Origin of the sequence: Psychroserpens burtonensis DSM 12212, from assembly GCF_000425305.1 — a bacterium.
GTDB lineage: Bacteria > Bacteroidota > Bacteroidia > Flavobacteriales > Flavobacteriaceae > Psychroserpens > Psychroserpens burtonensis.
In genome coordinates, this window is record NZ_AUDE01000010.1 from 51,750 (window position 1) to 64,457 (window position 12,708).

12 protein-coding genes are annotated in these 12,708 nt (G+C 33.2%); 9 read left to right on the forward strand and 3 right to left on the reverse strand.

Translation table 11 applies throughout. The annotated features are described in order from the left end of the window. Nucleotides 1-357 precede the first annotated feature (357 nt). From H593_RS20715 to H593_RS0103970, 8 genes are all read left to right on the forward strand, one after another. Complete coding sequence (locus tag H593_RS20715) at nucleotides 358-540, forward strand: hypothetical protein (RefSeq protein WP_147231677.1); 183 nt, start codon at nucleotides 358-360, stop codon at nucleotides 538-540. 58 nt (nucleotides 541-598) lie between these two features. Then, complete coding sequence (locus H593_RS0103940) at nucleotides 599-1,639, forward strand: hypothetical protein (RefSeq protein ID WP_028871237.1); 1,041 nt, start codon at nucleotides 599-601, stop codon at nucleotides 1,637-1,639. Between the two features lie 3 nt (nucleotides 1,640-1,642). Continuing rightward, nucleotides 1,643-1,990: a hypothetical protein gene (locus tag H593_RS0103945; RefSeq protein ID WP_028871238.1), complete on the forward strand. Its 348-nt coding sequence runs from the start codon at nucleotides 1,643-1,645 to the stop codon at nucleotides 1,988-1,990. Nucleotides 1,991-2,062: 72 nt separating this feature from the next. Further along, nucleotides 2,063-4,027, forward strand: a complete 1,965-nt coding sequence (locus H593_RS0103950) for an AAA family ATPase (RefSeq protein ID WP_028871239.1) — start codon at nucleotides 2,063-2,065, stop codon at nucleotides 4,025-4,027. Nucleotides 4,028-4,108: 81 nt separating this feature from the next. Next, entirely contained in the window at nucleotides 4,109-5,344 is a 1,236-nt protein-coding gene (locus H593_RS0103955; protein WP_028871240.1) for a DUF6638 family protein, read from the forward strand. Between the two features lie 274 nt (nucleotides 5,345-5,618). Next, nucleotides 5,619-6,161, forward strand: a complete 543-nt coding sequence (locus H593_RS0103960; RefSeq protein WP_028871241.1) for a hypothetical protein — start codon at nucleotides 5,619-5,621, stop codon at nucleotides 6,159-6,161. A gap of 113 nt (nucleotides 6,162-6,274) precedes the next feature. After that, nucleotides 6,275-7,975: a hypothetical protein gene (locus H593_RS0103965; RefSeq protein WP_028871242.1), complete on the forward strand. Its 1,701-nt coding sequence runs from the start codon at nucleotides 6,275-6,277 to the stop codon at nucleotides 7,973-7,975. A 100-nt stretch (nucleotides 7,976-8,075) separates the two neighbouring features. Then, the gene (locus tag H593_RS0103970) at nucleotides 8,076-8,570 is read left to right on the forward strand and encodes a hypothetical protein (RefSeq protein WP_028871243.1); all 495 of its coding nucleotides are present in this window, start codon (nucleotides 8,076-8,078) and stop codon (nucleotides 8,568-8,570) included. Between the two features lie 46 nt (nucleotides 8,571-8,616). Here H593_RS0103970 and H593_RS0103975 read toward each other — a convergent pair whose 3' ends face one another. Together H593_RS0103975 and H593_RS0103980 are read right to left on the reverse strand one after the other, a co-directional pair. Further along, a complete protein-coding gene (locus tag H593_RS0103975; RefSeq protein WP_028871244.1) occupies nucleotides 8,617-9,117 on the reverse strand; it encodes a GNAT family N-acetyltransferase in 501 nt (166 codons plus the stop codon). After that, nucleotides 9,104-10,126: a formimidoylglutamase gene (locus H593_RS0103980; protein WP_028871245.1), complete on the reverse strand. Its 1,023-nt coding sequence runs from the start codon at nucleotides 10,124-10,126 to the stop codon at nucleotides 9,104-9,106. Before H593_RS0103980 ends, H593_RS0103975 begins: the two co-directional genes overlap by 14 nt. A 118-nt stretch (nucleotides 10,127-10,244) precedes the next feature. On the opposite strand from H593_RS0103980, the gene H593_RS0103985 reads away from it, so the two are divergent. Beyond that, on the forward strand, nucleotides 10,245-11,126 hold the full coding sequence (locus H593_RS0103985) for a hypothetical protein (protein WP_028871246.1): 882 nt from the start codon (nucleotides 10,245-10,247) through the stop codon (nucleotides 11,124-11,126). A 179-nt stretch (nucleotides 11,127-11,305) separates the two neighbouring features. Here the strand turns inward: H593_RS0103985 and hutI are convergent, their stop codons facing one another. Continuing rightward, nucleotides 11,306-12,541, reverse strand: a complete 1,236-nt coding sequence (hutI, locus tag H593_RS0103990; RefSeq protein ID WP_028871247.1) for an imidazolonepropionase — start codon at nucleotides 12,539-12,541, stop codon at nucleotides 11,306-11,308. Between the last annotated feature and the right edge of the window lie 167 nt (nucleotides 12,542-12,708).

Here is a 12,708-nt window from a genome sequence, read left to right on the forward strand (position 1 = left end):
ACTGAGGTTGTTGATTTTGGGTGTTACCTAATTTTGCTTTCAATGGCAAAATTGGGTCAGGCTTTCGGCAGTCGCTCTCTTCGAGGAGCTTCAACAAATGCCTCAATCCTTAAGGCGGTTTAGACTTTATTGACAATAGATAAAATGAATAAAAATAACAGTAATAAAACGTTACTTGTTTTCATAATAGTATTTTTTCTTATGATGACAGTTATAAATTATTTTTTTCTTTATAACTCAGACATTAAACAATCTTTAATACAGTCTGTTTTGTCAATATTAGTAGTCCTTTTAATTTTTATGATTAAAAGAAAATGGGATAGAAAGCAAGATCATGAATTCACAAAGTAAGCAGTTATGAAAAAAACACTCATTTTTTCTTTAGTAATAATTTTAATATCCGTTATGGCAATCTTATTTATCAAAGATTCTAATGACCATAAAGAATTTACTGAGATTCAAGAAATCAAAAATTCAGACAACGGAACAACGGCAGTTACAACAGACAAACACGTTTGTAAAGAAAAATTTAATTTATAAAACGTATAGTTAGCTTAAAGCTAATTGCCAATAGCAGAAAGCTAAGAGCGAAAAAAGTATGATTGTAACACCATTAGATTCTGCAATTTTAGACTCAAAAGAGCAATATGTATTCTACCATAAAATGGTCGATTTTGCACTCAAGGAACTCATTGTAGCTGTCCAACTAAAGAAAATATTAGAAGAGAAAGAGATTTTACTATTTAAGCAATATTCAGATCTACTATTATATTCTATAGAAGCGATGCGTGTAAAATACATGTATGACGAAGAGGGTAATATGAAAGTGGATTTAACCGATTCTGGTTTTCCTAATTATTTAGAGTTTCGTTATTTATTTAATGATTTAGAACTTCGTGACGACTATTTAGGTAAGCTCACCAATATTGAAGTAATAAAAGATGAATTTTTAGATACCTTACTGCGCAAGAAAGAACCCATTGCTAAACGCAAATTGTTTCAAGCAGCATCAATAGTATATTATTCTTCTGCAAAAAAAGAATATATTTTTAATCGATTTGTACAAGGTAAAATTATTGAAGCACCTCAAGGTTCTCCTGGAGAGTTTATGGTGAGTTGGAGTTTTTATGACGTGTCACATAACAGACCGTTTATTAACTATATGTATTTTAACTATGATGGGAATCCGCAAAACGATAGAGACGAGATTTACTACGCCTTAAAAACAGTTGCAGATCGAGAAATGGCTATGGATACGATGGCTTACGGGATTGATAAACGCATCCCGAAATTATTTCCTAAGCTCATAAAACGTGTTGATTTAGGACCTATTCATAATGTGTTTGCAAAAGATGAAAATAAAGTGACACATGCAATTTTAGAGGGCATTGCAGAAAAGACAATCCCTTTAGAGTCGTATGCTATTTCGTTTAAAATTGATGAAGTAAAATCACAAAGTGAATTTAAGGAAGGTAGTTTCTTTAATAAACAAACGTTTCAAAAATGGGATGCTGTTTCTAGACAACGTTATGTATTTGCGCCACATAGAATCATACAACTACTGTACAATAAAACACCTGAGATTATGAATAATTTGGCGAAAGCACCTATTCAAATTGCAGACTTGAAAATGAAGTGATAAATGTGTAGCAGTTGTTTTGATATTGAATATGAAAAATTTATAGCATATAAGGATTTTGATGTCTTTGAAATTGAATTAAATAAAAGAATAGAAAGTGGCGACCTAATTTTACATAAAAGTGATATAGAAAATGATGGTCCTTTTGAATGTTTATATAGATGTATAACGTGCAATACTGTTTGGCGTCTATCGATTCCTGAGAATGCATGGAGAGGTTATTTTTTATCTGAGAAAAACGCTGTTCATTTTAAAAAAGCACTTAAAAAAGAAGAAAAAAAAGGAAGCGTAGGGTGTATAATATTTTTGCTCATTTTAGTGTTCGGTATTATGTATTCTATTATGAGATGATTTTTAAAGATTTTTGAAATATTAAAATAAAACATACTCGTAAGAGTTAAAATGTCAACAGATAACAAGCCTATGGAGCACAATTCAACTTTCCCTATAAAACAAAATGAACTCGATATGCTTCGTGATGAAGCGACATCCTATATAAAAAGTATTCAATGGGAGCAAGGTCAGCGCGCAAAAAACAAAGATAAAGACGCTAAAGATGAGTCCATATTATTATACTTATCTCGTGCGAGTGGAAATGGTGGAGGAGCTGACGTGACTTCTGTATCAAAAACGATTTTAGAACTTAAGAAACGCTTGTTGCCAGAGTCTATAGCAATTCCACTTCACTTAAATCAAACGTTGTATGCGGTTCAAGAAGGAATTACCTTAGGTATATGGATTAAGGACAGCTTCTATGATTCTTCTGGTTTATCTCGTTTGTTAGAAAACAAACCTGCTTTAGATAATTCTGGAAAACGTGAGTATGAAAGTAAAATGCAAACCAGTACGGCGTTTATGTTGTTTGCTACTGCATACAAAGTACTACATGATTTAAAGAGGGTTGCCTCTGACGATTTAAGCGTCATGAAAAATAAGTTTGCGGGAATTCCAGAGGTGTCCTTGATGACACCATTAAAGGGGGTTTCATGCGCATTATTCTACTATGATAAATATTTGGGGCATCCAGAAATCATAAAAACAGATCAAGACGTCATTGATTTTACAGTCGTTTATTTTGAAGCACTAATTGCCGAAATTCAAATGCGAAAAGGGAGTTTGGAGTATATAGAGACTATTGCCGACAGAACTTACAAATTAGAACATTCAGAATTTGCCGTTTCAGGTTGGGATAATGTATTTCAAGGTACCGCAAAAAGCGTAGAATTTAATAACATACGGTTTGAGCAAATTGTAGGTAACAGAGATGCAAAACATTTTGCGCGTCGTTTGACCGAGCGTATGTTGAGTTATGATTTTGAAGCTAAGAAGAATCCGTTTCAAGAGCTTGGTGGTTTTATGCCGGTGTTTATGGGTTACGGAATTCCGGGTACTGGAAAAAGCATGTTGATTGCTGCTATTGCAACGCGACTAAAAGAACACTCAGATAATTTAGATATTCCGTTTTTATTTCACCCCATGCCAGATACGTTGATTTCAACGTTTCAAGGTGGTTCCGCAGAAAAAATGGTGGATTGGATGAAACCGATGCAAGACCCTTCTAAATTAATTTTTGCTCCAATAGATGATGCTGAAAACAATTTGCAAGAACGTACAGCACAGGGTGTTTCCGCAGGTGTAAAAGAAGTCATTGGTGTGTTTTTAAGATATACAGAAGGTGCTTATGCTGTTAATTACGGAAATAGCGCTATCGGTCTATTTACAAATCTTCCAGAAATGTTGGATAAGGCGGTTATTTCTCGTGTACAAGGCCGATTTAAAATTGATGGTGCACAAACGGAACATGACTTTTTAGATCAGGATCATTTATGGTGGCGAAAGTTAGATGCAACCATGCCAGATTTTGTAAATATGCATGGTCCAGAAAACTACAGCTATTTGCAAGATCAAGGTCTCGCAAAGAATATGGGAGAAATATTTAATGTGTCTGATAAGCCAACAGAGGAGCGTGTTTTAGACGTTTATGACAAAATAGAAAAGCAGTATAAATCAACAGATCATTTGTTTTATGCTAATTTGTATAAGGAAATCCAGAGGATATTTCCATTCTTCTCGTCCCGTGATGTGAGGAATATACAAAGTGCGGTATCGTTACGTTTAACAGATTTTGATTTAGAGGAGGATTGGTTTTCAAATCCTGAAATCTATTTCAAGAAAGATTATGATACTAAATTTAATATGCTTCAAGAGTTAATGCGCGGCAATATGAACGGATTAGATTTTTCTGAAATTCGCCGACAAGAAGTTGTTCGTTATTTAGACAATGTCGCAACTATTGCAGATACAGATTTTAAACGAAAAGTCGATGCTAGAATTAATCAGTTAAATGTTGAAACAGAAGCAAGAGAACAGTTTGGAGAAAGAGACTAAAATAGAATCAACAATTGTTTTATTTTAACTAAAACGGTGTGAATTATAATTAAAAGATTCCTGCTTTCGCAGGAACTAAAGATGAAAAAACTAAAAGCAGCAAATTTATATCGAAGTGAATTAATTCGCGTAAGTGGTAAATTAGTGGAGCGCTATAATAAATGCCTTAAGAAATTAGGCTTTACTGAGACTAAGCTCACTCATTTTCATATTGATGGTATTGGTTGGAGTCCAGAAGTAGCTGAAGAAAAAGCAAATGGTAATTACTTGTGTAATGGAGAATCAAATCCTCATGGTATTATCATTTCTCCATTACAAAACAAGAAACCAGTATATATGCCATATCATACGTTTGATAGGGCTATGATGCTAGAAGTTTTTAAAGTTCATGGAGAAAAGATTAATGATATTACAAGAGATTCTGCTATTTGTATAGATTTTGATCAAAGTATAGATGCGTTTTATGAGCCTCTAGACGTACTTAAATATCATATAGTATCTATAAAATTTCATCTTATTGATAATCTAGATCATATTAGAGAGCAGCAATTAAAGCTTATTTCGACATTTAAAATTGGAAATAATTTTATTGACGAGGATTTACATAACGAGTTATTAAAATCGGCTAACAAATATGGTGATTTACGGGAGCGCGATTTAAATCTCAGTGTTGTAAATTTTGTTACAGATTCATTTTATACCAAATCATTTGGAGGTGTTTATGTACTTCGTGATTTTATTACACCAATAGTAGTTTTTGAAGATATGAAATGGTATAAAGAGGCCATAAAAGATACGCTTCATGAGGTTACGGTTTTTCATGTTTCACAACCCGAACTTATGGAAAAGCTTCGGGATCATATCATAATTGCCTATGATTTAGAGGATATAGTGAAAACAAAACGCTATGAACGCATTAAGAAATTTGAGTTTGCTCGATATTTAAAAGACACCCAACATCCAATAAGAGATATTCTTAGTGATCCATTACTATTTAAAAGTTATTTAAATAAAGTCGACATCGACACTCGTAAAAAGGTCATGAGCGTTGAGCGCTATTTAGAAAAGTTAGAAACAAGTAATCAATATAAAATATCAGATATTGTAGATGATGATTTATTTGAAGCGATGCATGAACCACATTCAAGTTTGCATCCAAAACATCAAGATTTGATCTGGAAGCTGTTGGTTAATATCTCACCAAAAGATGTTTTGTTTTTATATTGGTATGACAAAGAAGAGTTTTACAAACAATATATAACTTGGGATGATTCTTTAAAAGACTGGGTGATTGAAACAATTAGTAACAATATTTGATTTTTTAGACTAACTTTAGTAGATAGTTGTCATTCTGAACTTGATGCGGAGTCTTGAAAATTATGAACGGTAATTACCATCAATATTTTACTTAAATCATTTCAAACAAAAAAGGAAGTTACGTGATAGATAGCAGTTACTAATGGCCTATCCTTCGATTGGTAAATAAAATAGATTCTGCTTCGCAGCGCAGAATGACAAAATAAAATAATATTAATTTAAGTTGAGTGCGACACTTCAAAATTCGTACTTCCAACTTTTAACTTTTTAAACTATGGGAGCAGACATTATAATCTTTATCATAGCCATTTTATTCGGAATTTTCTTGTATTGGAGAGAATCCAACGGTAACGGGATGTACCGTTTTGTAAATAAATTGGTGAATAGTAAAGAATTGCAAATGGCAGCAGATAGTAAAAAAGGATTTATCTATCAGCAAGCATTTTTACCACGTCTTATTTTTGTGGTTACTGTCGTTTTAATTGCCGCATTGATTGTGGAGTTCTTTACCCCAATTTCAATATTTGGAAGTTACTTAGGGATTTCTGCATTTGCTTCTTTTGCTGCAGGAACTTTAATAGGTACCTATGTCGCTAATTTAGTATTGAGGTCGGGACAGGTTTTAGAAGAGCAGAGCGAATCATTAGAAGGTAAGTTTGATAACGCAGTTGAAAAAGGTAAAGACTTCATAGAAGACTTAAAAAGCAGGGATGTTAAGGCTGTTGAAGAGGCTAAAGAAGAAATTAAAGCGGAACCTAAATCCAAAGTTGAAGAGAAATCGGCTCGGGACCGTTTGAAGGATAAGGGTTTAATGTAATAAGTATTACCATCCTGAACTTGTTTCAGGATCTCATTATTAAATAGTTAAAACTAATACATAGATTGCCATAACACTATAAAAAGTGTGACTTGCAATGACAACAGGATACTATGATAAAATCATACTGGAACAAGGGAGCAAAGCAAAAATTTATAACCATCTTATTAGGTTTAATCCTACTCATTGCATTATTTGCATTTAGAGATGATTACCAACCTGGATTATTATTTCTTCGGAAATATATCTTCATCATTCTATTAAGTCTGGTGGTCTTATTTTTTGGACTTAGAAGATTTCGTAACTCTGCTAGTACAGGAAAACGCTTAGGTATTCTGGCATTACTCATGTTGTTTTTTGGTTTAATCTATAGCGCTGGATGGCATTTTAAGATGTATGATTATATGAAAACATACAACGTTTTTAATGATTTAAATAAAGTTGAAATTAATGAATTGCCAGTAACACAAAATGAACGTATTCAACCCTTACAAAATATTTTCACGATGGCCAATGAGAGCGTTGGTGAGACGAAAGATATATCTCTGCCACATTTAGTGCGTGTAGAGAATGAAAACAAATGGACGATGGCTATTCAACCGTCAGAGAATTATACATTTCAGCAAATAAGTGATAATACAGAAGAAGTGTTTTCGGTTTCTAGTACAACACCTTTTCCTCGTTTTTCTAATGAAAATAGAATTCCGGTAACCTTTTCAATTGGGGAAACTTTAAAATTTAGCCGCAACACTTATAATGCTGTAGTACAGCGTTTCAATCCATGGATGCTTGTCAATTATGAACCTAGTGATACATTTTATATGAAAAATGATTCTGGAGAATGGGTTCAAGTGGTGAGTTTAATAAAATGGAAAGGTTTTTTCTTTCCGTATCCTAGTTTTGGAGGTGTCATGGTTATTGAGAATGGTGAGCACGATATGAATGATTATTTAGAACGTATCGCTATTGGCAAAGGAACTTATATTTCACCCGAAGAAACAAAGAACTATCCCTATTTAACCAAACAAAATACGTTAGCTGAAAAAGTATCACGTTTACAAGCGGAGTCTTTAAAATTTCTTGGAGGATTTAGTGATCCCTTACCTTGGAATATGTTAACAGCGGTTAAAATTCCAAAAATGCCAAAAGATCAAAATCAACAACCTTATGTTACCGATTTCGATTTTGCAGGTTCAGAAAGTGATGCTTATAGTGGTTTGTACCACTGGTTTGGCTTAGAACCTATTGGTGATGAGCGCACCAGTTTAAGTTATAGCGTATTTATTCCGGCAGATGGACGAGATGAAATTTACTACTATGATCATGCTTCAAAAAAGCAAGGGTATGCTGGGGTTTCTGCCATGCCGCAAAAAGTTAAGGAATCCAAAAAAGAAATAGATTGGACAGCAAACACACCTGTTGAATTCAGACCTTATATAAAAGATATTGCAGGTAGAAAACGCATGTTCTTTTTAGGAACTATATCTGCAATCAGTGATACCGAGGCAAAACAATTTGATGGCTCTGCAACTCCAGATTTAGTATTGATTGATAGTGAGTATCGGGATGTTATTTGGATTGATGTCAAGCATCCTAGTACTTGGGATAGAGAAGTGTATAACCAACTAAGTGAAGCTTGGAGAGCAAGTGAGGGGATTGGTTATTACTATGAAAACGAGATGACAGATGAAGATTTGCAAAAAATGGTAGATTCGTTGACTGTAATTCCTAAAGTAAACAAAAACACTCCGGAAATAGAAGCATTACAGCGTAAGTTAGATTCTTTAAAGAGTTTAGATGAAAATCAGAAGTAAAGGTTGTGTTATTCTGCACTTGATGCGGAATCCATAATACTATTTTATCGGTTTTTAGTAACAAAAGCATTGATTATTAGACGTATAAGTAAAATAAATTATGGAGCTTATACTGGATTTAATAAGATTTCTTGGACTAATAAAGAACGACCAAAAAAAAGTTTTTTTTAAAAGAAAGCGACGAACAACAGACAAAACACTCATAACATTTAATAGACAGTTTAAGCTCCAACCTTCAAAAAACGAGAGAGAAGTTTATATTGGTTTAAGTTTACTGTTAGTTGTATTAGTTACATTTGGTTTATATTATAAAGTTCCCGAGTTTACTAATTACAATTATAATAGAAGAAACCCTATAGAAAAACGCAATCAGCAATCTGATAAAATTGCATATCAATTTTTAATGAAAGCTGACAAAAATAGATGGATAGAGAATAATTTAGTTGGCGCGTATTCTGAGTTTAAGTTAGCTCAAGCAATTTATCCTAATGATGAAAATGTAAATCAATTGTTGATAGCGACTTTGGTAGCCTTATGTGAAGACGATACAAAATATTGTCGCGAGTTAGATATCATCTTAACAGGTTCTCTATGAGCTTGTCATTTCGCACGTATTGAAGAATCTATTTTTGAACATATCATTAGATTCCTGTATTGACAGGAATGATATTCGCCAACAATTTTAGCTCCATTTTAATATCACTTCGCTTATAAGGACAAGCCGTCTCTAGTTGTAATTCGATAAATCCAAATTTTCTATAAATGTAAATGGCATTCTCTAATTTGGTAGCAGAGTAAAGCATGAGTGCCTTAAAATTATTCTCTTTCGCAAAATCAATACAATGTTGGAGTAGTTGTTGTCCTATTTTTTGTCCACGTTGATGTGGTGAAACAGCCATTTTAGTCAGTTCAAAAACGAAAGGATCATTCGTTGGCATCAAAGCTACAGTACCTAAAACGGTATCATCAGATTTTGCGAAAAAGATATGACCGCCTTTATTAATGATATAAGTTTCAGGCTTACTCAAGACTTCCTCATCAAAGGGCTCTACATAGAAATACGTTTGTAGCCACTCTATATTTAAATCATAGAAGCTTTTCGCATATCTATGATCAAACGGTATAATCTCAAATGCTTTCATGTGCTCTAATAAAATCTGTGATGAGATATGAGATGAGTTTACCTACTTGTGTTTCGGTTTCTCTGGTAGGTGCAGCTTCACAGATATGTAAATACGACACGTGCTCTTGTTTTCCAAAATAATTTACAAATGCTCTTGCTTTATTTACTGAAAACCCACTAGGAGTCATCGCACTGCTTGGAACATTTTGTATAGCATCACAATCTATTTCTAAGCCAAAGTGTTTTGATGAGATATGTTCGTTGGCTTTCTCCATTTCAGCGTCAAAACACTTTTCCCCTCTTACCATCATACTTTCAAACGTATTGTATTGAATAGCTTTGAGCCTTTCTAATGTTTTAAAAATAGTATCAGACGTATAGTTTTCATGCAAACCAAAAATGAAATAGTATTTTAAAAACCCTTCAGCATAAGCATAACTAAATCCATTACCGCTGTGACGACCTTCCTCAGCTCTAAAATCGTGGTGAGCGTCAAAATTTATAGCGTTGATAGATTTTTTAAGCGCTAGTGATGTGCCTTTAATATTTCCGTAGGCATTATTATGACCACCTCCAATAATGATTGGAATTTTACCAGCACTCACGATTTGTGAGACTAAGTAGGAGACAGCTTCATCAATTTTAGTAACCTTTTTACGTGTTTTTGCAATATCTTTCTTATTGTTTTGATCTAATTGGTTGAGTAACTCTTGATACTTCGGAAATTCTAAACTCCCTAAAATTGCTATCTTTTTAGCATAGGTATGCGCATTACTTTGCGTGTTTAAAAAAATATTCTTTGTGGCGTCCCAAGCGTTTGAAGTTCCAGCATTACCGTAGTTTGAGAAGACACCTATATCTTCTTTTATGCCAAAAACAACATAGGTGACGTCTAATTTTAACAATTGCTCGTATATATCATTGAAGTTTGGAAGTAATACAATATGTTCTCCTAGTTTGGTTTCCTTGGGGCGTTTTTTCAGAACTAAATTTAATTCTGAAGTTGTAAAAAGTTTTAAGTTATCCATTAACAAAAATGATTAATTTTGGCGTAATAAAAGTACAGTTTTTTTATTTTCAACTTCAATAACTACTAACTAAAATTGGAATATTAAATTTTAAAATAATTTAAACAAAAAGTGACTTATGGAAAATTCAAATAGTAAGGGTACAGGATTAAAAATTGCTTTAGGAATATTAGTTGTATTATTTCTAGGTACCGGGTTTTATACATCGAAACTTTACAACGAGAAAAAAGAAAACGAAGCCTCTTTAACTCGTGAAAAGGAGCAAGTAATGGCAGATTTAAGTACAATGGCTAAACAATATGATGTTGCTATTGCTGATAATGAAGTTTCTAATGAGCGTTTAGAAGAAGCTAGAGGGCGAATTCAAGGTTTAATGGATTCATTGAAAATTTCTCAAAATAGTGTAAGTAGCTTATGGAGATACAAAAAGAAATTCATGGCTTTGCAGGAGGAAATGACTGTTTTAATGACTGAAAATGATAATCTCAAAGTTGAAAACTCATTTTTAGCGTCTTCTTTAGATAGTACAAATGTGCAATTAGCAGAACGTACAGTCTTTACAGATTCACTGTTAGTTCAAAATTCACAATTAGCAGAAGTGGTAGAAAATGCAGCTGTTTTACAAACAACAGATCTTAAGGGGTTTGGGGTTATAGAGAGAAGCTCAGGTAAATTAATACCTACAGAAAGAGCTGGTCGTAGTGATAAAATTAGAGTGTGCTATACGGTTGCTAAAAATAGATTAGTTGGTGCTGGTGATAAAGAATTATATGTTCAGGTTTTAGACCCTAAAAACAATGTGTTAGGTTCTAACGAGCAAATCCAATTTGATGACACGGTTTTAAATTATAGCTTAATTAGCAAGTTTAATTATGAAAATAGGAATTTGAATATTTGTGAGTTCGTTGCTCCAAATGATGACTTTGAAAAAGGGCGTTATATTGTTAACGTATTTAATAACAAAGAATTGATTTCATCTTCAGAATTTACACTGAGATAAATATAATATAGTTTAGGTTATAGATCCGGAAGTTCAATTGAGCTTCCGGGTTTTTTTTATTTATAAATTATTGAGAAAGTTGAGCTATATATAATTCTCTTATCTTCCTAAACTTGTTAAAGGTCAACTGAACAATTTCTTTTACGATTCATTTTGAAAGTATTTTAGTTTCAGACAAATTAAAATTTCTCACCATTAATTATAACAGTTTCAATAGCATTATCACCAAAAGCATAAGGTAAGTGGTAGTAGCTAGGAAGTTTCTTAGTAATAATCAAGTTGGCTTTTTTTCCTCTACAAATACTTCCGTAAAGATTAGAAATACCCATCGCGTATGCGCCATTTATAGTCGCTGCATTTATGGCTTCTTCCGGCGTTAATTTCATTTTAATGCATGCCGTAGAAACTACGAAATTCATATTTCCACTAGGTGTAGAGCCTGGATTGTAGTCTGTGGCTAAAGCCAATGGTAATCCCGCGTCTATAATTGCTCGACCTGGAGTGTAAGGAATACTTAAAAAATACGAGCATGACGGAAGCGCCACAGCTATCGTATTAGACTGCTGTAAAGCCGTAATATCAACGCTATTGAGTTCTTCTAGATGATCTACAGAAAGTGCGTTGTATTTAACGCCAAGTGCAACACCTCCAAAAGCATTAAATTGGTTGACATGTATTTTTGGCGTCATGCCATGTTCTATTCCTGCTTTTAAAACACGTTCAGTATCCTCTAGATTAAAATAGCCTTTCTCGCAAAAGACATCAATATAATCTGCTAAGTTGTCTTTGGCAACTGCTGGAATCATCTCATTAACAACCAAATCAATAAATCCTTTCTTATCGTCTTTAAACGCTTTTGGTAGTGCATGAGCTGCTAATAATGTCGGTTTAATGCTAATTGGGAAGTTATGTTTTAATCGCTTAATAACACGAAGCATTTTTAGTTCTGCTTCAATTGTGAGACCATAACCGGATTTTACTTCTATGGCACCTGTACCTAATTTTATAACTTCGGTTAATCGCTTGGAAGCTTGATTGTACAAATCATCTTCTGAGGTGTTTTGTAACGTTTCTGCAGAATTTAAAATCCCTCCACCACGATTGGCAATGTCTTCATAAGAAAGACCATTAATACGATCTACAAATTCTTGCGTTCTGTCGCCTGCATACACAATATGGGTATGAGAATCACACCAAGTAGGTAATACAATTTTACCTGTCGCATCAATCACTTCATCTGCTTCAATGTTATTACAATCCTCCATACTACCATATTCTACTATAGTATCATGTTCAATAAAAACATAAGCATTTTTTAGTGTAGGCAAGATTTTCATGTCTTTTCCTTTTACTATAGTAACGTTGGTTTCTCTTACTTGTAGTAATTCTTTAATGTTGGTAATGAGTAAAGACATGCATGAATATTTTTATAATTAATAGCACTTTATCATCTGTAAGTTTTATTTCAAACAAATTGGACGTAATAGTAGGTCTAAAATAGTAAAAATTAAAAAGGTAGCAATTGTATATTGCTACCTTTTTAAGATTCATTATTTATACTAAAAAAATCAATCAAGTATAA